Here is a 19,224-nt window from a genome sequence, read left to right as displayed (position 1 = left end):
ACGTTCTTCTTTTTAAGAATACATAATAGTAGTCCTCAATTAAAATGCATGGCGGTACAGTCTTTATTTCTGTGCCGCCCTGTGTAGGGTTGGCGGACTTGGTACTATAATAATTGATAAATAGCCCCATCTTCCAATGGTAACTTTTTTAGGTTTGTTCTTTGTGGATAGATTGGGGTGTACTATATAATACAAAAGTTGTTAAGCAAATGATTACAGGAAAGAATTATATTGGTAACTCCCTACAAGCTTCGGGAAGCAATACACATAAGACAATTGACCCTAAGTTAAATACAGAGAATCCAACAATATTTGTAGAAGCTACGAATGATGAGGTTGACCAGGCCGTAGACTTGGCTTGGTCTGCCTTTAAGGAATACAGAAAAGTTTCTGGTGAAAAAAGAGCTGAATTTTTAAATGCCATAGCAGATGAGATCATGGAGTTGGGGCAGGAATTAATAGATGCCTATACAACAGAATCAGGTCTTCCCGAAGGTCGTGCCGTAGGGGAACGTGGCAGGACTATATTTCAACTTAGATCCTTTGCTACATTGGTGTCCAATGAGGATTGGAGGGGGAATACTTTTGATGAGGCCATTCCGGATAGGGAGCCATTGCCTAAAGATGACTTAAGAAAGACTTTAATTCCCCTAGGTCCTGTTGCTGTTTTTGGGGCCAGTAACTTTCCATTGGCTTTTTCTACTGCTGGAGGTGATACGGCTAGTGCCCTAGCTGCAGGATGTACTGTGGTGTCCAAGGCGCATGAGATGCATTCCGGAACGGCAGAACTGGTAGCTTCTGCCATTATAAAGGCGGCAGAAAAAACCGGTATGCCAAACGGAGTATTTTCCAATCTGGTAGGGAGGGGAATAACGGTAGGAACCAATCTTGTAAATCATCCTAAACTGAAAGCTGTTGGGTTTACAGGTAGTATAGTAGGAGGTAGGGCCTTGTTTGATCTAGCCTCGCAGCGCAAAGAGCCTATTCCTGTATTTGCCGAGATGGGAAGCGTTAATCCTGTGTTGATTACTCCTAATGCCATAGCTGCCAGATCTGAGGAAATTGCCAGTACCTATGCTGGTTCCATTACCTTGGGGGCCGGGCAATTTTGTACCAACCCTGGATTGCTATTGACCATAGAGGATGGTAATACCGGAGCTTTTATAAAAGATTTGGCGGAGAAGACCATAGCTATTGAACCCCAATGTATGCTGCACCCAAGAATTAAAAAGGGTTTTAAAGAAAACGGAACTGCTGTAGTGGCTCAAGATGGAGTGCAAGTAGAAGGTAAGGTAGAGGTAGGAGTTAAGGAAAATTATGCCGATTCACAAATTGTTAGTGTTAGTGGAGCAGAATTTTTGGCAAACCCCAAAATACACCAAGAAGTTTTTGGTCCTTTTTGCGTTGTAGTGAGAAGTAAGGATGAGCAGGAGTTGCTTAGTATAATAGAAGGTTTGGAAGGTCAATTAACCGGTACTATTATAGCTGAAGAAGAAGATTGTAACACCCTGGCAGATATTGTGGATGCACTTGAGAATCGTGTTGGGAGAATTATTTTTAACGGGGTGCCCACTGGAGTGGAAGTCTGTCCGTCCATGCAACATGGTGGTCCGTATCCGGCCTCTACAGATTCTAGATTTACTGCAGTTGGGACGGATTCAATAAAGAGATGGGTGCGACCTATTAGTTATCAATCTTTTCCAGAATCGTTGCTGCCATCTGCCTTAAAAAGATAAGTAAGTGTAATTAAGACTGGATCTTATAATGGGGAGAAAAACTTTTTTTTGTGTAGATGCCCATACCTGTGGTAATCCCGTTAGGGTGGTTGCTGGAGGAGGCCCAAACCTCCTGGGCAACAGTATGAGCGACAAGCGTCAGCATTTTTTAAAGGAATATGATTGGATCAGGAGAGGGTTAATGTTTGAGCCAAGGGGGCATGATATGATGAGCGGAAGCATATTGTATCCGCCCCATGACCCTGAAAATGATTTTTCTATCCTTTTTATAGAAACTTCAGGCTGCTTGCCAATGTGTGGGCACGGTACTATAGGTACCATAACCATTGCTATAGAAGAAGGTTTGGTTACACCAAAAGTACCCGGAAAGATTAGAATGGAGGCTCCCGCAGGATTGGTGGAAATAGAATACCAACAAACAGGGAAAAAGGTAGATTGGGTGAAATTGGTGAATGTTAAATCCTATCTGGCGGCCCAAAACTTAACTGTAGATTGTCCGGAACTGGGGGAAATAACCTTTGATGTTGCCTATGGTGGCAACTATTATGCAATAGTGGATCCCCAGGAGAATTTTAGTGGGGTGCATAATTTTACCGCTGCCAAGATTATACAGTATTCGCAGTTGGTTAGGAATCGGATTAATCTAAAGTACCCAGGTATGTTTGTGCATCCTGAAAATGATACTATCAGGAATGTAAGCCATATGCTGTGGACAGGAGACCCCTTGGATCCTTCCTCCTCTGGAAGAAATGCTGTTTTTTACGGGGAAAAGGCCATAGATCGTTCCCCTTGTGGTACTGGAACATCTGCCCGTATGGCTCAATTGCATGCAAAGGGCAAATTGAAACTTGGAGAGTCATTTGTACACGAGAGTTTTATAGGTAGTAAATTTACGGGTTGCATAGAAGAGGAGACCGTTTTGGATGGGAGAAAGGCCATAATCCCCAGTATTCAGGGATGGGCTAGGGTTATTGGTTATAATAATATTATAATAGATGATGATGATCCCTACGCACATGGCTTTCAAGTGATTTAAGGATGATGTAATATAGACTTGCATGAAAAAAGTAGTTGTTATTGGAGGTGGTATTTCTGGGTTGTGCAGCGCCTATTATTTGGTGAAGGAAGGATATTCTGTGACGGTTTTGGACCAAGGGGATATTACCACTGGAGCCTCTTTTATAAATGCGGGATATCTAACACCAAGTCATTTTATTCCCTTGGCGGCACCGGGTATTATTACTCAGGGCTTAAAATGGATGTTGAACAGTTCCAGTCCCCTGTATATTAAGCCCCGTTGGGATGTTGATTTTTTTAAATGGGCCCTGTTGTTCAAAAAATCGGCAACGAAGTCCAATGTACAACGCTCCATTCCTTTATTGAAAGAGCTAAACTTAAAAAGTCAGTTTTTGTTCGAGGAAATGCTGGGTTCGTTGGATTTTGCTTTTCATTATGAAAAAAAAGGGGTCCTAATGGCTTATAGTACGGCCAAGAGTGAAGAGGAAGAGCATATGATGGCAGAACGGGCAGCAGAAGAAGGTCTGGATGTGTCCTGCTTGTCAAAGGCCGAATTAAAGGAGTTGCAACCGGTTTTTTCCGATTATGTAAAAGGAGCCGTACATTATAAATGTGATGCCCATACCACCCCTAATCATTTTATGGGGCAAATGAAAACGTGGTTACGGTCCAAAGGAGTGACTTTTGAGCTTGGACAAAAAGTAGATGGCTTTGCCATGAAGAACAATAAGATTGTTGCCGCCAAGACCGAGAAAGCGGTTTTTGATGCGGATGAATTTGTATTGGCCTGTGGAAGCTGGACATCAAAATTAGCCTCCCTGCTCAACCTCAATATTCCAATACAAGGAGGTAAAGGCTACAGTATGGATGTTTATAGGCCAACCGGAATTACTATTCCAGCCATTTTATTGGAAGCTAAGGTAGCAGTAACCCCTATGGAGAACTTTTCAAGATTTGCCGGTACCATGGAGTTTTCCGGTAATAATACCATTGTGGAAAGACAGCGCGTAGAGGCTTTGGCAAAGGCCGTTAAAACTTATTATAAGGAAGTAGAGATTAATCAAGAAGAGAAAAACAAGGCTACTTCCGGCTTGCGACCTGTTTCTCCTGATGGCTTGCCTTTTATAGGGAAAACCAGTAAGTATGATAACCTGACCATAGCGGCAGGTCACGCTATGATGGGTTGGAGCTTAGGACCTATAACTGGCAAATTAGTGACCCAGGCAATAGGGAAAGAAAAATTTGCCGTAGATATGGGGCTGTTGTCGCCAGAGAGATTTAAATAGGGCATTGTGTAGTATGCCAAGACTAGACACGCCTTGATTTCTGACTTATCCTGTTTATTGTTCTTCTACCAGGTTAATTAGGTCTTGGTTTATTTATTGGGTTAATTGGGTAGCCATTAGTCTTTCTTGCAGCTCAAAATTGCAAATAAGAAACCCCCGCAGCTAGGGCTGCTTGTTCGTGAGACCTGTATTTTGAAAGCCTTAGGCGCATTGAAATGCGATAGTGGAACGAACCCCGCAAAAAAGGCGGGGTTCTGTATTTTATTTCAAAACCTCAAACTTTGTTTGGCTTTTTCCGTAAAAAAAAAGAACCACGCCTAAAAGACGTGGTTTCTTGAGTGTTGTGACCTCGACAGGATTCAAACCTGTAACCTTCTGAGCCGTAATCAGATGCGCTATTCAGTTGCGCCACGAGGCCATTTCTTAATTATGTTTTTCCCGTTTTACGGGCTGCAAATATATTTCTTTTTAAATTTACAGCAAAATTACAGTGGTCAAAAAAATGGATTTTAAGAAATATATTCGGGATATCCCTAATTTTCCGGAAGAGGGAATCAATTTTAAAGATATTACTCCCTTGTTGCAGGATGCCGACGCCCTAAAAAAAGCAGGTGAAGTCTTATTTGAATTTACCAATTCTATTAAGGTAGATAAAGTGGTGGGAATGGAAAGTAGGGGGTTTTTCTTTGCTCCTATCCTTGCAACCCGATTAAATGCCGGATTTGTACCCGTAAGAAAACAAGGTAAACTACCCTATAGGAAAATTAGTGAGTCCTATGAATTGGAATACGGTACGGATATTCTGGAAATACATGCAGATAGTATATTAAAAGGGGAAAAAGTCCTGATCCATGACGATGTGTTGGCAACAGGTGGTACAGCTCAAGCGGTTTGTAAGCTCATAGAGAAACTTGGGGGTGAGGTAGTACAGTGTAATTTTTTAATGGAGTTGGAATTTTTGAAGGGTAGGGAGAAACTATTGGACTACCAAGTAGTATCACTCTTGCAATACTAATCCAAAGCATTGGTTGTAATATAATAGCGCCATCCTATAACAGCCATCTGTAGCTTGCTGGCTTTGGATAGGTCCAGTTGCTTTTTGGAATAAGATGGTAATAGCCACCTGTTTATTTTTGCTAAAAGTTTAAAAATAGATTTTTTCATAATTCGGTTTTAGCGTTGGTCCACCCAAGCATTGTGTGAGATATACAAAGATAATGACTATTAGAGTATTAATTGGGGAATTGGGAATTGGTCAATTTTGCTTTACAGTCTTTGAAATGCAGCTAAATAGGGTTTAATTGTTTCCTAACCTATAAAGCTTGTGAGTTGTGGAATAAAGCGTATTTTTGCCCAAAATTTAATAGAAATGAGTACAAACAGAACATTTACCATGATTAAGCCCGATGCTGTTGAAAACGGACACATCGGAGGTATTTTGGATAAAATAACCTCAGCCGGCTTTAAGATCGTGGCCATGAAGTATACCCAGCTTAGTAAAAGGGATGCCCAAGAGTTTTATGCCATTCATAAGGAACGTCCTTTTTTTGGGGAGTTAGTGGAGTTTATGACCAGGGGCCCCATTGTTGCTGCTATTTTGGAGAAAGACAATGCTGTTGAGGATTTTCGTGCCTTGATCGGGGCTACAAATCCTGCGGATGCTGCGGAAGGTACTATTCGTAAAATGTATGCCACTTCGATAGGTGAAAATGCAGTACACGGTTCGGATAGTGATGAAAACGCTGCTATTGAAGGTGCTTTTCACTTTTCAGGAAGGGAGATTTTCTAAAGTTTCTTTCCAAATAGAGAACAAAAAAGCCCCGCATGACCGGGGCTTTTTTTATTCTATCCAATGGCCTAATCTTATCGCAACACTATTTTGGTGATGATGTCCTTGCCTAATTCTTCGTTCAATAATCTGATGATCTTGGATTTGCCATGACTTAGTTCCTCCCTTAAAACGGATGAGGAAAGGGAAACAAAAAGGGTGGTGTTGCGCAATTCTATGGCTGTTGTGTAGTTGTTGACCCCATTGCCCATTAATTTGGTCCATGCATCCCGCGCATTAACACGGTCCATGCCTTTTTGTAATTTGTTTTCGGTGATAAATTCTTGCAGGGCCTCGCCCAGACGAAGGTTGTCATGTTTTCTTTTTGCCATGGTTAATTTATGTTAATGGGTTCAAATCTTTTGTAATGGTATGTTATATTATCTTCACTCTTGAGGCTTAGGTTATTTTTGGATAGGCTTACAATTTTTTCCTGCCATTCGCTCAGCTCTGTTTTGTAATTCATAAAAAAGACACCATCCCTTTCGTAAATAGTAAACAATTCCGCGTCATTAGAGGTGTCGTAAGTGCCATTAAATTTAGGCTGTACCTTCTTTCGAAATCCCATAAGGTTGTTCACTTCCATATAATCTATACTTGTATTTACGGGATATTCCTTTTTTGAGCCGTCGGGCAAGGTAACTTTTTCAATCTCCCAATAGCCTGTGATGAAATTTAAATCGGATTTAACTATTTTATCCTTGCAGCCAAAAAGGGCCAGACAGAGGATCAGGGTATATAATGGTCGCATACTAAAGTTTGAAAATTTTATAAGATTGATGAATATTTTTCACAATGTTCTCTGTCCTATCGGCATGGGTGTCACTAAGAAATATCTGTCCAAAATTCTCTTCGTCTACCAAATGGATAATCTGTGCCACCCTGTTTTCGTCCAACTTGTCAAAAATATCATCCAATAGTAATAAAGGTGTTGTTTTTGCCTGTTTTTTTATAAAATAAAACTGCGCTAATTTTAGGGCTATCAAGAAGGATTTCTGTTGTCCTTGGCTACCAAATTTTTTAATGGGATGTTCGTTGATGCTAAAACTTAGATCGTCTTTGTGCGTGCCCACACTCGTATATTGTACGGCTCTGTCCTTTTCCAAGTTTTGTTCCAATAAAGTTAATAGATCGTTGTGTATTAACTTACTGTCATATGTTAAATCTACCGGTTCTTTTCCTCCGGAAATGGCCTGGTATTGTTCTTTGAATATTGGAATAAAAGATTCCAGGAATTGAGCCCGTTTTCTGTATATTTTACTTCCGTACTCCTGTAATTGTTCATTGTAAACACTTAAAGTGGTCTTGTCAAACGTATGATTTACGGCGAAGTATTTTAATAGCGAATTTCTTTGGGCAAGTGTTTTGTTATACTTGATTAGATTTTGGAGGTATTCCTTGTCCGATTGGGAAATGACCCCATCCATGAATTTTCTACGGGTTTCACTGCCTTCAATAATAAGGTCTCGATCTGCTGGAGATATAATGACCAAAGGAAGGAAGCCTATATGGTCCGAAAATTTATCATAGGCCTTGCCATTGCGTTTGATTATTTTTTTCATGCCTTTTTTAAGGCTACAAAGAATTTTTTCTTCCCGGTCATTCTTTAGGAACTCTCCGTCAATTACAAAGAAATCTTCCCCATGTCTAATATTTTGTGTGGCAACTGGGTTAAAATAGCTTTTGCCAAAGGCCAAATGGTAAATAGCGTCCAGAACATTGGTTTTGCCAACCCCATTATCCCCTACAAAACAGTTGATTTTGGAATCGAATTCGAAATTTTTCGAAGTAAAATTTTTGTAATTAATCAGGGATAATTTCTTTAGAAACATTTGGGCTCGTAAAATATTTAATTTCTATTTGGTCCAGTAAACTATAAAATATCCAAAAATAACGAATAAATACACGTTTGGTTTTGGATAAAAACTTTATTTTTGCGCGATTAATAAAATTCAAAAATGGCAACTTACAAGAAAAGAGGTTTTAAACCAAAAAATAAAGAGGAGGAGATTTTATTGGATGAGCAGGAAAGTACAACTGCAGAAGTCTTTAGTTCATTGGATGAAGGAGCGTCCAGGTCTGAAGAGTGGGTATCCAAAAATCAGAATTACATTCTTGGAGTAATTGGGGTAATTGCCGTTGCCGTTTTAGGGTATATGGCATATTATCAATTTGTAGAAAAGCCTAAAGAGGCAAGTGCTGCCAATGAGATGTTATATCCACAACAGTATTTTGATGAGGCATTGGCTGCTACGGCCCAAAAGGATTCTTTGTTTACGCTGGCCTTGAACGGAGCAGAGGGTAAATATGGTTTTCTGGATATTATTGAGGAATATAGTGGCACTTCGGCTGCAAATTTAGCCAAGTATTCGGCAGGAATGGCTTATTTGAATATGCAACAGTATGATGAGGCTATTAAGCATTTGGAAGGATTTTCCTCTGATGATCTTATATTAGGGGCCATTGCAAAAGGCGGACTTGGTGATGCCTTTCTACAACTAAACCAGCCTGAGGATGCCTTGGGATATTATGAGCAGGCCATAGCCCATAGTTCCAACGACTTTACGACCCCTAAATTTTTATACAAGGCCGGTGTAACTGCCTTGGAGTTGGATAAGAAAGATAAGGCCTTGGGCTACTTTGAAAGAATTAAGGAAGAATTTCCTACAGCTGATGAGGCAAGGACTATAGATGCTTTTATAGGTAAGGCAAAAAAAGACTAACATATGGCTACGGCTAACAAGAATTTATCGGCTTACGATAAGACGACAATCCCAAATGCGAAAGACCTTCGGTTTGGGATTGTTGTTTCTGAATGGAACGAAAGTATTACGGAAGGACTGTACCAAGGGGCTATAGAGGCTCTTTTGGATTGCGGTGCCCAAGAAGGGAATGTGCATCGATGGAATGTCCCTGGAAGTTTTGAGCTTACCTTTGGGGCAAAAAAAATGATTGAAACCATGGAATTGGACGCCGTTATAGCCATTGGTAGTGTAATTCAGGGTGAAACCAAACATTTTGATTTCGTTTGCGGCGCAACTGCCCAAGGTATAATGGACCTGAACGTACATACCAAAGTGCCTGTTATTTTCTGTGTGCTTACGGACAATACGATGCAACAAGCCATTGATCGCAGTGGTGGTAAGCATGGTAACAAAGGTGCTGAAGCCGCTATTGCAGCCATAAAAATGGCCAGTCTGGGTAAGTAGCTCCATCTTTTTCCTAAAATATTCTATTTTGAACTCCCCATTGATGTGTGCAAGTTGATTGTTAACATTTTTTGGCAGGGGATTTAGCGCATTTTTTTTGAATTTAAGTAACTTTGAAACAATAAGGATTATGGGAAAGTTTTCAAAATTACGTAAAAACAAAAAGTTTAATTACAAGCCTCGTTACTTTGATGATAAAGGTGAGGGGAGTCCTTTTAAAATAGAGCACAAACTGGATAAGTATAGGCCCACTATGGATGGGCGTAGAGGTATTAAGGGTAAGTTTGGCAGGGCTATGGACGACCTAAAACGAGGTGGCACCCAAAATCAAAATATAAGGACCATTATTATAGTGGCGATTTTAATTCTTATTTTTCTATATATCATAGATTTCGATCTATCTATTTTCATACCTAAATAATGGCGGATATTATAAAACTTTTGCCAGACCATGTAGCAAATCAGATTGCTGCAGGGGAAGTGGTACAACGTCCAGCATCGGTTGTAAAGGAACTTATGGAGAATGCCATAGACGCAGGAGCATCCACCATTAAATTGATTATTAAGGACGGTGGTAAAACACTAATCCAGGTTATTGATGATGGGGTGGGCATGAGCGCTACCGATGCCCGATTGAGTTTTGAACGGCATGCTACCTCCAAAATTCAAAAAGCCGAAGACCTATTTAATCTGCACACAAAAGGGTTTAGGGGAGAGGCATTGGCCTCCATTGCGGCTATAGCCCATGTGGAAATGCAGACAAGGACAGAAGCGGATGAAGTGGCCACTCATATTAAAATAGAAGGTGGCAAGGTGGTTTCCCAAGAAGTTACCGTTGCCCCAAAAGGGACTTCCATGATGGTGAAGAACCTGTTCTTTAATATTCCGGCCAGGCGTAACTTTTTAAAGTCCAATCACGTAGAACTCCGGCATATAATAGATGAATTTCAGCGGGTGGCCTTATCACATGCCACTATTGGCTTTCATTTGTACAATAATGGCAGCGAACTTTTTAACTTGCCAGTAAGTAACATTAGACAGCGAATTGTTAATGTTTTTGGGGGGAAGACCAATGAAAAACTGGTTCCTGTTACGGAGGAGACACAAGTGGTGCAAATTAATGGTTTTATCAGCAAACCACAATTTGCCAAAAAGAGTAGAGGAGAACAATTCTTTTTTGTAAACAATAGATTTATAAAAAGCCCCTATCTACACCATGCCATTTTAGGTGCTTTTGAGGGGCTAATAAAAAAGGAAAATCACCCTGGATACTTTTTGTATTTAAACGTGGATCCAGGCTCTATAGATATTAATATACACCCTACCAAAACAGAGATAAAATTTGATGACGAGCATACGGTTTACGCTATTTTGCGGTCTACCGTTAAACATAGCTTGGGACAGTTTAATGTAATGCCTTCCTTGGACTTTGAGCAGGATCAAAATCTGGAAACGCCCTATGGTTATAAGGATAAATCCGTTGAGCCGCCCAAAGTAATCGTAGATGCGGGTTTTAATCCGTTTAAGGAAGATGTAGGTGCTGTCAAGAAATCAAGCTTCCAAAAACAAAATAATAAGGATTGGGAAAGCCTATATGTAGGTATGGAATCCAATATTGGCAAGAATTCTGATTTTAGTAGTGTTAGTTTTGAATCGGACACCATTACAGGTTCTATATTTGAAAATAAAAAAGAGTCCGTTGATACAGGGTCCACCACTTTTCAATTAAGGCGAAAGTATATTGTGACCACCATTAAATCTGGGATGGTTGTCATAGACCAAAGTAGGGCACATCAACGTGTGCTTTATGAAAAGTTTTTAAGAAATATAACGGTTAAGGAGGCTGTGAGCCAACAATTGTTATTTCCGTTATCTTTAACCTTTTCAAAAACTGATTGTGCTATTATTGAAGAAATTCAAGATAGCTTAACCACAGTTGGTTTTGTTTTTGGAGGTATTGGGGATGAAGAGGTTACAGTTACCGGACTGCCCCTGTCTGTGCCCGAAAGTGAGGTGGGGATTATTTTAGATCAACTTATATCGGACTACCAACAAGATTACGTGGTAGAAGGTTTTTCCCAGACCGATATACTTTCCAAGACCTTGGCCAAATCCCTGGCCGTAAAAACAGGGGAGCTATTGGACAGTGATTCCCAATTGGCGTTGGTGAACGATTTGTTTGCCTGTAAGGAATCAGAAGTTAGTCCGTTTAATAAACCAATATACGTCACCATTACGGAAGACGACATAGATAAAAAATTTATATAAATGGGTAGAATTACCGACGCAGTAAAGCATTTGATAATTATTAACGTTCTGTTTTTTGTGGCAACACAACTATACGGGGATCAAATGTACCAATGGTTCTCGCTGTGGTTTCCCAAGAACCAAAATTTTGGTTTTTGGCAAGTGGTATCCCATATGTTTATGCACGGCGGATTTATGCATATTCTATTTAATATGTATGCGCTTTGGGCATTTGGCTCGCCATTGGAGCGGATGTGGGGCAGGAATAAATTCTTCTTTTTCTATTTTTCCGCAGGAATAGGGGCTGCATTGATCCATAGTGGGGTCAATTATTATTATGTGAACCAGGGAGTAGAGGCTTTGGTAAGTTCTGGTGTTCCCAAGGATCAGATCATGGAAATTATTTCGGCTGGTAAGTACAGCCCTGATTGGTATAATTTGGCTCCAAAAGATATCATTGATAACTTTTTGTCGGCTTTTAACACCCCTGCAGTTGGGGCTTCAGGAGCTATATATGGGGTTTTGGTGGCATTTGGAATGTCTTACCCCAACAGTGAACTGTTTTTAATGTTCATTCCTGTGCCGGTAAAAGCTAAATATTTTATTCCGGTGCTAATTGGTCTGGATTTGTTCTCTGGGGTTACAGGTTATTCTATTTTTGGAAACGGCATAGCGCATTTTGCCCACGTAGGGGGAGCCTTATTTGGGTTCGTTATGATGTGGTATTGGAAAAAAAATCAATTTAACAACAATAGATGGGATAGGTAATGGGCAATCAAAGTATTAGATATTATTACAATAGGCTAAACATTGCAGAAAGGATCATAGCCCTTAACGTTGTGGTGTTTATTGCAAACGGCCTTCTTAAAATACTCTTTGGGTTTTCTGGTATTGCCCAATGGTTTGAACTGCCCAAAGACTTTTTCCACTATCTGGGACAGCCCTGGTCCTTGGTGACCTATTCTTTTTTTCATGCGGGCCTCGGTCACATTTTTTGGAATATGCTGATGCTTTATTTTGCAGGTAGAATATTTTTAAACCTCTTTGATAACAAGCGGTTTCTGAATGTATATTTCCTAGGAGTTATCCTAGGTGGACTCATCTTTTTATTGAGTTATAATATATTTCCTGCCCTATTGGGGATCAATACTTCTTTGATTGGGGCATCTGCCGGGGTAACGGCTGTACTTATATTTGTTTGTGCCTATTTGCCAAACCAAGAGGTGCGGATTGTTTTTTTTAACGTTAAATTGTGGCATATAGGGGTCTTTGTGGTGTTGTTGGATTTGATCCAAATCTCGCTGGGTGGAAATGTTGGCGGGCGATTGGCTCATCTGGGTGGAGCCGCTTTAGGTTATTTTTATGCAAAACAGCTTATGAAAGGAAACGATATTGGTAGCGGGTTTGCCAAAATGGTAGATGCTGTGGCCAATTTGTTTAAGCGAAGTGAGCGAAAAGCCCCTATGAAAACGGTATACCGCAAAGAAAAAAAAGGTGCTGGCAGGAGCGAAAATTATGATAAGGAAAGTCGGCAACGTAAGATAGACGCCATTTTGGATAAGATAAGCAAGTCTGGCTATGAAAGCCTTTCCAAGGCAGAAAAGGATTTTTTGTTCAAAGCCGGAAAAGAATAATTTGTGAAGGGTCTAAATATTCTAGATAGATTCCTATTTTTCCTTAATGCGGTTTTGGCCCTATTATTACTTATTTCCTGTGCGGTTCCCCAGATACCGGTAGCCCAATTTCCATACTTTTCCATACTTAGTTTAATGGTGCCTTTGCTGGTACTGTTCAATATTGCTTTCCTAATGTATTGGGTTTTAAAACGCAAGAAACAATTGTGGTTATCGGCTGTGATATTGTTTTTGGGGTATACCTTGCTGGGAACCTTTTTTAAGTTTAAGCTGTCCGAGGTCCCTATCCAAAATGGAGACCTTAGTATAATGACTTTTAATGTTAGAGGCTTTAATAAGTATGAATGGATAGAGGATTCATCCATAGGGGATCAGATATTGGACCTGATTGTTTCCGAAACCCCAGATATTTTATGCATACAGGAATTTAGTAGAATTCGGCATAGACAACTAAAGAAGACGTACGATTATATCTATACCACCGATTACAAATTGGCTAGAAAGAAGACAATCCAGGCCATTTACTCTAAATATCCCATTGTCCAAGGTGGATCATTGGATTTTCCGGATAGTTCCAACAATGCGCTGTTTGCAGATGTGGTGGTGGATAAGGATACACTAAGGGTGTATAACCTTCATTTAGAGTCACACAAAATAATACCCAGTGTAGAGCGAATATCGGGCGAGCCTAAAATGAGGTTGTTCAAAAGGCTTAGTAAATCCTTTGCCAAACAAGGGCAACAGGCAACCATAATTAACTCGCACAGAAAAGCATCTCCCTATAGGACCATTGTCTGCGGCGATTTTAATAATACGCAGTTTTCAAATGTGTATAAGGTGATTAAAGGAGATATGCTGGATTCCTTTATAGAAAAGGGTACGGGTTATGGAAGAACCTTTAACTTTAAATATTATCCGGTTCGTATCGATTTTATTATGACCGATAAAACGCTGGAAATAGTGGCGCACAAAAACTATGATGTAAAACTATCCGATCACTTTCCGGTAATGGCATCGGTGAAATTGGACTCTGTATTGCCCTAATCCAAATGTTTTACAGTCTGTGAGGTCGTAGTCACTCCGGGAGGCAGTTCTATAATTTTAAAATTACGAAATTGGATTTCGGCTCCTTCGGACTCAAGACAGAGATATCCTTTTTTTATGGAAGACCGACTAATGCCATTCACAAATTTCCCGTTAACGGATAATTTGATGGTCCCGTCTACACAGACCACTTTGTAGGAATTCCAAAGTCCTTTTCCCAGGGCCCGGTTTTCAACAGACTTGCTTCTACTCCCCCTAGGGTTGTCAGGGACGGTATTTACGCCTCCAACCCCAAAGAGTTCACCATGGACATAGGCTATAGGTGGTTTTTTGCCGTTTCTCGTATTCTGGTTTACCCAGTCCAGTTCCAGCATTTGTACTTCTACGCCTCCTGGTAGGCGGTTTTCCTTTCCGGGTATGGCATCACTCCAAACAAATACGCCCGAATTGCCTCCTGCCTCCATATGCCGCCATTCTACAAGTAGGATAAAGTTTTCATATTGTTTTTCAGAGCGCATAACCCCTATTGGTAAACCTTTGCAAATAAGGGTGTCTCCCTCTTTTTTCCAAGTGTCCTGGTACGTATTTACATTGATCCAATTTATAGGTTTTTCCGTCATGGATCCTTGTTTGGACAAGTCGTCCAAGTTTATTTCCGTACCAAAGGACAGTGTTGTATCCTGGGCATGGAGTTTGGGAATCATGCTAAAGAGCAGGGTGAGTACGGCGAAATATGTAATGGACTTCATGGTATGATGGTTATGTTTATTAGGTCGATTTTTCAGAGATTTGGGCCTTATTCATCATTAGGGTTCTAAGGCTTCGCTATGCCCGGCCATTACAATTAGATAAAAGTCGTCTGGCCCGGTATGGCTATTGGTGGTGTAGGCCAATTTAGGTCCCAATGATATTGGTCTACACTGGGGCCTAGGACTTCTTTGGAATTAAAGGCCTGGTCCCAGCTAATGGTTTGCCCTGTATACCCTACCATTCTCGCCCAAATGGCCAGCATGGTACTTGTGGCCATCCAATCACCATTGTTTATGGGCTCTCCTTTTCGGATGGAGGCAAAGAGCTCATCATGTTCTGTTTGAAACATATTGTTGCGTTCTCCTTCAAAGCTCCATTTGTTCTTGCCTGTAATATCATATCGGCGTCCTATATGGACAATGGCCGTACCTTCGCTTCCAAATACTTCCACACTATTTTTATGGGAGGTATGGCTTTGTTGTCTTGTAAAGTGATAACCCTTTGCTCCGTCTGCATATTCAAACTCTACGGCAAAGTGGTCAAATATATTGCCATATTTTTTATCGGTACGTACCTGTCTGCCACCTGTTCCCGTTGCACTTACAGGCATTTTGTCGCCCATTACCCAGGACATCATATCCAAACTATGGACTGCCTGTTCCACTATAAAATCGCCCGACAGCCAATTGTAGTAGTACCAATTTCTCATTTTGTAGGTCATATCGGTCCAATGCGGTTGTCGCTCCTTATACCAGGCTTCCCCTCCATGACGGAAAGTGGTAACTGTTCTAAGGTCTCCTATTGCACCGTCTAGTACACGACCAAATATGGCCCTATTGGCATAATCGTATCTAAAACAAAATCCGGATACCAGGGATAGCCCCTTTTCCTTGGCTTTTTTGGCCGCTGCCATTACCTTATGTATTCCCGGGGCGTCTACGGCAACCGGCTTTTCACAGAATACGTGTTTCCCAGCATCTACAGCGGCTTTTAAATGATCCGGTCTAAACGCAGGGGGCGTGGTTAGGAGTACTACGTCTACGTCTGTGGCCAATACCTTTTGGTAGGAGTCAAAACCAATAAACTTGTTTTTCTTTTCTACTTTAATTTTTTCTGGGGCCAATTTGGATAAGGCTGCGTGAGCCTGTTCCAAGCGGTCTTCAAAAACATCTCCCATGGCGTATAAAATTACATTGGGGTCGGCCTCCAAGGCCTGTGCCGCAGCTCCTGTACCGCGCCCTCCACAGCCTATTAGGCCAACCCTGAGGGTATTGTCTTTTTTAAGGCCTGTAGTGGCCATGGACACAGAAGGATAGGCCAATGTGCTGCCTAATAGTGCAATTCCCGATTTTTTTATGAATTCCCTACGTCCGCCTTGAAGCGATTCCTCTAATGTATTATCTGTCATGGGTATAGAATAAGATTAAAGCTTTAGTCTTTATATTTAGAATCACCTAAGCGGGATAAAGACCTTGGATCTATGTTTATTTTGTTTATTTAATATAATTGCTATACAAAATAGTGATAATATTTTAAATTTTCTAGGCTGATAAATGGCACTGATAAAAGATGTGCAGATAAGGTAGACAAGGGAGTTTTTGGTTGATTGCCATAGAAATTGGTTGCATGTATGGAGGGGGGATTACTTTGGCGAGTCCAGGTTTACATGAGGTAACAGTCTGCAGTATCTGCCAAGATATGGATCATTAGGGCTATACCAAATACCCTAGTTTTATTGGGTATAAGCATAATAAGATATAGAGCTATTGCCCAATAGGTGTGCAAGGGATGAAAATTGATGCTACAGCGGTCAGGGGAAAATATGGGATTGGCCAATAGGTGGTCCAGGTCTATTAAGATCCCGGCCAGAAGAATAATTGTAATTTTTAGGCGGTTTTTCTTATAAAAAGATAAACCAATTATAATAGGCACTATAAAATGAATTCCGTAATGCACAAAAAACCTAAGCATTTGGAAAGTCTATTTTTAGGTCTTTTAGGTAGCTAAGGGCATTGGTGCCCTCATTAAAAAGTAGGTCTAAGACACTTAGGTTGGGCACAAAGTTGTTCCTGTCATTAAATACTTGTACATAGGGAGGTTGGTCTATTGTAGATTTGGTTTTGGAATTTACCAAATGTCGACCATCAATCATGTCTACGGTATGCAGCTCGTAGGTTTCCGTCCTATCCATGGGCATACTTATCTGTAGGCACGCACAGATAATCTCGGTACTCCGTAGGTTAAAATCCATCAAGGACTCTACTTTTGTTTGGTAAAGCGGGGCAATGTCATCTTCATAGAACTCAAAAAAAGGGGAGGTCCGGTAAGCCGTTTCCAAGGTGCGCCAGTGTTGTCGTTGCCATGGGTAATCGTTGTCTACCTGTACTTCTGCATACTTCTGCTTGCCCTTTTTTTTGCCAATGTGCTTAATTGGAATATTAAGCATGTGTGCTCCCTGATCGGTACAAATATAACATCGGTTGCGATAGGTTTGTTTTTGGTAATTATCATGTACCTCCCAACAAATATCGTGCTGTACAATCGCGGCAAAATTGGCGATATTGAGAAAATAACCAGGGTGAAGAAGTAGTTTCATGGCGTAATTTGAAAATGTATCAATTTATAAATTGTTTACTATAACAATTGGATGTATAAAAACCAGAATCGTCTAATTGATGCACTCAATACTTGCTAGATTAGTTACTTTCCACCTTCTTCTTTTTTCTAAAGAAGTCATAAGCAAACCATGCGGCCAATACTATTAGGAAGTACTTAAAGTAGGAGGTAGGTTCCCCGTCGCCGCTGACAGTGGTAAAAACCCTGTCCCAGCGAACCTTCCAATTGGACATTCCATCGTTGATACCGTCAATACTCATCCATATAAATATGGGTGTGCCAACTATGTGGTCTTCGGGGACATAACCCCAAAATCGGCTATCTTCAGAACGGTGTCTGTTATCACCCATCATCCAATAATAGTTTTGTTTAAAGGTATAGGTATTGGCAACCTCCCCATCTATTAAAATTTGATTGCCGTTTACCTGAAGTGTGTGCCCTTCATATTCCTTTATGATTTTTTCATAAATAGGTAGTACCTCAATGTTTAAGGGTACTGTCTTTCCCTGCTCGGGAATATATAAGGTGTTCATGTTGTCTACAGTACCGGTATGGCTGGCATCTTGTGGGAAAACAGAAGTATCGGGATTTTTGTAGGCAAATTTATCAATAGCGCTAATGCCGGCCTGTCCGGTATAATTTTTAGCTTCCTCTTCGGTCAAGTTAAAGAGGGCCATATTTTTCATGTCCTCGCTCTTTAAATATTCTGCTACTTTTTGATTGCTTATATTTCCGGCATAATAGGTATAGGAAGAATCGGATTTAATTCTTTCCAAGCCCATGGCATGAATAACTTCGGTTGCTCTTTCTTGTTCCAAGGAGCTGTTGGGTAGCCTAACTACGTTTCCAGACAAATTTTTTCTTCCCAGCAGTTCTATGGCATCATTGGAAAACTGTCCCTCTACCGTAACCGTATGCAGAAATTGTGGTTTAGCCCTATAGGGTAAGACCGTTTTTTTGCCGTTGATATATACATATCCGTCTTTGATGGATAGGGAATCACCAGGAACCCCAACACATCGTTTTACATAGTTCGATTTTTTGTCTATGGGCTTTCGTACCCCTTTTTGTTTTTTAAAGAATTGATATACGGTATCTGCTGGCCAACTAAAAACAACAATGTCGTTCCTTTTAATTTCTTTAAAACCAGGCAGCCTCATATAGGGTAACTGTAGTTTGTTCCAGACAGAAGTCCTGTAGGTGGCAGGGTCTACGTCGGCAATATAGGATCTTGTTTTAAATATGGGCAGGGTGTCGTGTACCATGGGAGCTGCCACAGTGGTCATGGGTACTCTGGCGCCATAGTGGAATTTGCTCACAAATAAAAAATCGCCTACCAAAAGGGTTTTTTCCAAAGAACTGGTGGGAATCACAAAGGGTTGAATCAGGTAAGTATGCACCAAAGTGGCTGCAACGATGGCAAAAACTATGGAGCTCACCCATTCCCCCAAAGCAGTTTTGGGATGTATGTCCCTGTTTTCAATATAATTAACCTCCTCAAAGTAGTTTACATAGTATATGTACAATCCCAAGGTCAAAATGGCCAGCCAAGTGTCCATTAAACTGTTTTTGCCAAAACTTCTAAGGGTTTCTACCCAGACTACAGGGAACATCAATAGATTAATAATGGGGATAAACAGCAATATGACCCACCATTTGGGCCTATTTATTATCTGCATCAGTACAATGGCGTTATATACGGGAATTGCAGCTTCCCAAGCCTTTCTTCCTGCTTTTACATATAATTTCCAGGTGCCTAAAAAATGAATAAGTTGAATAATTAGTATAAAAATAATCCACTGTGTGCCGTTCATATTGGTATTTATTATTTAATAGTCGTTGGTAAGAGAATCTTCA

General features: G+C 40.6%; 21 protein-coding genes and 1 tRNA gene. 12 read left to right on the top strand and 10 right to left on the bottom strand.

The window, feature by feature from the left end:
- Positions 1 to 209: 209 nt before the first annotated feature.
- From EHW67_RS10835 to EHW67_RS10825, 3 genes are read left to right on the top strand one after another with little or no spacing between them, the layout of a single operon-like run.
- Positions 210 to 1,736: an aldehyde dehydrogenase (NADP(+)) gene (locus tag EHW67_RS10835; RefSeq protein WP_126162396.1), complete on the top strand. Its 1,527-nt coding sequence runs from the start codon at positions 210 to 212 to the stop codon at positions 1,734 to 1,736.
- A 28-nt stretch (positions 1,737 to 1,764) separates the two neighbouring features.
- Complete coding sequence (locus tag EHW67_RS10830; RefSeq protein ID WP_126162395.1) at positions 1,765 to 2,772, top strand: 4-hydroxyproline epimerase; 1,008 nt, start codon at positions 1,765 to 1,767, stop codon at positions 2,770 to 2,772.
- A 22-nt stretch (positions 2,773 to 2,794) separates the two neighbouring features.
- Entirely contained in the window at positions 2,795 to 4,039 is a 1,245-nt protein-coding gene (locus EHW67_RS10825) for an NAD(P)/FAD-dependent oxidoreductase (protein WP_126162394.1), read from the top strand.
- Between the two features lie 344 nt (positions 4,040 to 4,383).
- Here the strand turns inward: EHW67_RS10825 and EHW67_RS10820 are convergent.
- A tRNA-Arg gene (locus tag EHW67_RS10820) sits at positions 4,384 to 4,457 on the bottom strand.
- A gap of 84 nt (positions 4,458 to 4,541) precedes the next feature.
- Between EHW67_RS10820 and EHW67_RS10815 the strand changes: the two genes are divergently transcribed.
- Complete coding sequence (locus EHW67_RS10815; protein WP_126162393.1) at positions 4,542 to 5,054, top strand: adenine phosphoribosyltransferase; 513 nt, start codon at positions 4,542 to 4,544, stop codon at positions 5,052 to 5,054.
- Here the strand turns inward: EHW67_RS10815 and EHW67_RS10810 are convergent.
- A complete protein-coding gene (locus EHW67_RS10810; RefSeq protein WP_126162392.1) occupies positions 5,051 to 5,203 on the bottom strand; it encodes an SsrA-binding protein in 153 nt (50 codons plus the stop codon). The two genes, EHW67_RS10815 and EHW67_RS10810, sit on opposite strands and share 4 nt — an antisense overlap.
- A 205-nt stretch (positions 5,204 to 5,408) precedes the next feature.
- On the opposite strand from EHW67_RS10810, the gene EHW67_RS10805 reads away from it, so the two are divergent.
- The gene (locus EHW67_RS10805; RefSeq protein ID WP_126162391.1) at positions 5,409 to 5,828 is read left to right on the top strand and encodes a nucleoside-diphosphate kinase; all 420 of its coding nucleotides are present in this window, start codon (positions 5,409 to 5,411) and stop codon (positions 5,826 to 5,828) included.
- Between the two features lie 74 nt (positions 5,829 to 5,902).
- Here EHW67_RS10805 and EHW67_RS10800 read toward each other — a convergent pair whose 3' ends face one another.
- From EHW67_RS10800 to recF, 3 genes are read right to left on the bottom strand one after another with little or no spacing between them, the layout of a single operon-like run.
- Positions 5,903 to 6,199, bottom strand: coding sequence for a DUF721 domain-containing protein (locus EHW67_RS10800; protein WP_126162390.1), 297 nt, complete (start codon positions 6,197 to 6,199; stop codon positions 5,903 to 5,905).
- A gap of 2 nt (positions 6,200 to 6,201) precedes the next feature.
- Positions 6,202 to 6,618 carry a hypothetical protein gene (locus tag EHW67_RS10795; RefSeq protein WP_126162389.1) on the bottom strand — a complete coding sequence of 139 codons (417 nt, stop codon included), beginning with the start codon at positions 6,616 to 6,618 and terminating at the stop codon, positions 6,202 to 6,204.
- A gap of 1 nt (position 6,619) precedes the next feature.
- Positions 6,620 to 7,699: a DNA replication/repair protein RecF gene (gene recF / locus EHW67_RS10790; protein ID WP_126162388.1), complete on the bottom strand. Its 1,080-nt coding sequence runs from the start codon at positions 7,697 to 7,699 to the stop codon at positions 6,620 to 6,622.
- A gap of 126 nt (positions 7,700 to 7,825) precedes the next feature.
- Here recF and EHW67_RS10785 point away from each other — a divergent pair, with 126 nt between their 5' ends.
- From EHW67_RS10785 to EHW67_RS10755, 7 genes are all read left to right on the top strand, one after another.
- Positions 7,826 to 8,590, top strand: coding sequence for a tetratricopeptide repeat protein (locus EHW67_RS10785; RefSeq protein WP_126162387.1), 765 nt, complete (start codon positions 7,826 to 7,828; stop codon positions 8,588 to 8,590).
- Between the two features lie 3 nt (positions 8,591 to 8,593).
- Positions 8,594 to 9,076: a 6,7-dimethyl-8-ribityllumazine synthase gene (ribH, locus tag EHW67_RS10780; RefSeq protein WP_126162386.1), complete on the top strand. Its 483-nt coding sequence runs from the start codon at positions 8,594 to 8,596 to the stop codon at positions 9,074 to 9,076.
- 130 nt (positions 9,077 to 9,206) lie between these two features.
- On the top strand, positions 9,207 to 9,497 hold the full coding sequence (locus EHW67_RS10775; RefSeq protein ID WP_126162385.1) for a riboflavin synthase subunit beta: 291 nt from the start codon (positions 9,207 to 9,209) through the stop codon (positions 9,495 to 9,497).
- On the top strand, positions 9,497 to 11,344 hold the full coding sequence (gene mutL / locus EHW67_RS10770; protein ID WP_126162384.1) for a DNA mismatch repair endonuclease MutL: 1,848 nt from the start codon (positions 9,497 to 9,499) through the stop codon (positions 11,342 to 11,344). The genes EHW67_RS10775 and mutL overlap by 1 nt, the downstream gene beginning before the upstream one ends.
- Positions 11,345 to 12,091 (top strand): rhomboid family intramembrane serine protease, encoded by a 747-nt coding sequence (locus tag EHW67_RS10765; RefSeq protein WP_126162383.1) that lies wholly within the window; start codon positions 11,345 to 11,347, stop codon positions 12,089 to 12,091. It abuts the gene before it with no gap.
- Positions 12,091 to 12,957, top strand: a complete 867-nt coding sequence (locus tag EHW67_RS10760; protein ID WP_126162382.1) for a rhomboid family intramembrane serine protease — start codon at positions 12,091 to 12,093, stop codon at positions 12,955 to 12,957. The genes EHW67_RS10765 and EHW67_RS10760 overlap by 1 nt, the downstream gene beginning before the upstream one ends.
- A 3-nt stretch (positions 12,958 to 12,960) precedes the next feature.
- Positions 12,961 to 14,001 (top strand): endonuclease/exonuclease/phosphatase family protein, encoded by a 1,041-nt coding sequence (locus EHW67_RS10755; protein ID WP_126162381.1) that lies wholly within the window; start codon positions 12,961 to 12,963, stop codon positions 13,999 to 14,001.
- On the opposite strand, the gene EHW67_RS10750 is transcribed toward EHW67_RS10755, so the two are convergent.
- The 5 genes from EHW67_RS10750 to lepB all read right to left on the bottom strand — a co-directional run bounded on the left by EHW67_RS10750 (position 13,998) and on the right by lepB (position 19,181).
- On the bottom strand, positions 13,998 to 14,750 hold the full coding sequence (locus EHW67_RS10750; protein ID WP_126162380.1) for a 3-keto-disaccharide hydrolase: 753 nt from the start codon (positions 14,748 to 14,750) through the stop codon (positions 13,998 to 14,000). The two genes, EHW67_RS10755 and EHW67_RS10750, sit on opposite strands and share 4 nt — an antisense overlap.
- A 95-nt stretch (positions 14,751 to 14,845) precedes the next feature.
- The gene (locus tag EHW67_RS10745; protein ID WP_126162379.1) at positions 14,846 to 16,159 is read right to left on the bottom strand and encodes a Gfo/Idh/MocA family protein; all 1,314 of its coding nucleotides are present in this window, start codon (positions 16,157 to 16,159) and stop codon (positions 14,846 to 14,848) included.
- Positions 16,160 to 16,413: 254 nt separating this feature from the next.
- Positions 16,414 to 16,722: a DUF6122 family protein gene (locus tag EHW67_RS10740; protein ID WP_126162378.1), complete on the bottom strand. Its 309-nt coding sequence runs from the start codon at positions 16,720 to 16,722 to the stop codon at positions 16,414 to 16,416.
- Complete coding sequence (locus tag EHW67_RS10735; protein ID WP_126162377.1) at positions 16,715 to 17,347, bottom strand: WbqC family protein; 633 nt, start codon at positions 17,345 to 17,347, stop codon at positions 16,715 to 16,717. Before EHW67_RS10735 ends, EHW67_RS10740 begins: the two co-directional genes overlap by 8 nt.
- A 100-nt stretch (positions 17,348 to 17,447) precedes the next feature.
- Positions 17,448 to 19,181 (bottom strand): signal peptidase I, encoded by a 1,734-nt coding sequence (lepB, locus tag EHW67_RS10730; protein WP_126162376.1) that lies wholly within the window; start codon positions 19,179 to 19,181, stop codon positions 17,448 to 17,450.
- Positions 19,182 to 19,224 lie beyond the last annotated feature (43 nt).

Source organism: Arenibacter aquaticus (assembly GCF_003957295.1).
GTDB classification, from domain to species: domain Bacteria; phylum Bacteroidota; class Bacteroidia; order Flavobacteriales; family Flavobacteriaceae; genus Arenibacter; species Arenibacter aquaticus.
This window is presented reverse-complemented; position numbering and strand designations above follow the sequence as displayed.

Excerpts from the sequence above, each read along its gene's own strand:
- EHW67_RS10835 (WP_126162396.1), top strand. The coding sequence starts at position 210 with ATGATTACAGGAAAGAATTATATTGGTAACTCCCTACAAGCTTCGGGA.
- EHW67_RS10830 (WP_126162395.1), top strand. The coding sequence starts at position 1,765 with ATGGGGAGAAAAACTTTTTTTTGTGTAGATGCCCATACCTGTGGTAAT.
- EHW67_RS10825 (WP_126162394.1), top strand. The coding sequence starts at position 2,795 with ATGAAAAAAGTAGTTGTTATTGGAGGTGGTATTTCTGGGTTGTGCAGC.
- EHW67_RS10815 (WP_126162393.1), top strand. The coding sequence starts at position 4,542 with ATGGATTTTAAGAAATATATTCGGGATATCCCTAATTTTCCGGAAGAG.
- EHW67_RS10810 (WP_126162392.1), bottom strand. The coding sequence starts at position 5,203 with ATGAAAAAATCTATTTTTAAACTTTTAGCAAAAATAAACAGGTGGCTA.
- EHW67_RS10805 (WP_126162391.1), top strand. The coding sequence starts at position 5,409 with ATGAGTACAAACAGAACATTTACCATGATTAAGCCCGATGCTGTTGAA.
- EHW67_RS10800 (WP_126162390.1), bottom strand. The coding sequence starts at position 6,199 with ATGGCAAAAAGAAAACATGACAACCTTCGTCTGGGCGAGGCCCTGCAA.
- EHW67_RS10795 (WP_126162389.1), bottom strand. The coding sequence starts at position 6,618 with ATGCGACCATTATATACCCTGATCCTCTGTCTGGCCCTTTTTGGCTGC.
- recF (WP_126162388.1), bottom strand. The coding sequence starts at position 7,699 with ATGTTTCTAAAGAAATTATCCCTGATTAATTACAAAAATTTTACTTCG.
- EHW67_RS10785 (WP_126162387.1), top strand. The coding sequence starts at position 7,826 with ATGGCAACTTACAAGAAAAGAGGTTTTAAACCAAAAAATAAAGAGGAG.
- ribH (WP_126162386.1), top strand. The coding sequence starts at position 8,594 with ATGGCTACGGCTAACAAGAATTTATCGGCTTACGATAAGACGACAATC.
- EHW67_RS10775 (WP_126162385.1), top strand. The coding sequence starts at position 9,207 with ATGGGAAAGTTTTCAAAATTACGTAAAAACAAAAAGTTTAATTACAAG.
- mutL (WP_126162384.1), top strand. The coding sequence starts at position 9,497 with ATGGCGGATATTATAAAACTTTTGCCAGACCATGTAGCAAATCAGATT.
- EHW67_RS10765 (WP_126162383.1), top strand. The coding sequence starts at position 11,345 with ATGGGTAGAATTACCGACGCAGTAAAGCATTTGATAATTATTAACGTT.
- EHW67_RS10760 (WP_126162382.1), top strand. The coding sequence starts at position 12,091 with ATGGGCAATCAAAGTATTAGATATTATTACAATAGGCTAAACATTGCA.
- EHW67_RS10750 (WP_126162380.1), bottom strand. The coding sequence starts at position 14,750 with ATGAAGTCCATTACATATTTCGCCGTACTCACCCTGCTCTTTAGCATG.
- EHW67_RS10745 (WP_126162379.1), bottom strand. The coding sequence starts at position 16,159 with ATGACAGATAATACATTAGAGGAATCGCTTCAAGGCGGACGTAGGGAA.
- EHW67_RS10740 (WP_126162378.1), bottom strand. The coding sequence starts at position 16,722 with ATGCTTAGGTTTTTTGTGCATTACGGAATTCATTTTATAGTGCCTATT.
- EHW67_RS10735 (WP_126162377.1), bottom strand. The coding sequence starts at position 17,347 with ATGAAACTACTTCTTCACCCTGGTTATTTTCTCAATATCGCCAATTTT.
- lepB (WP_126162376.1), bottom strand. The coding sequence starts at position 19,181 with ATGAACGGCACACAGTGGATTATTTTTATACTAATTATTCAACTTATT.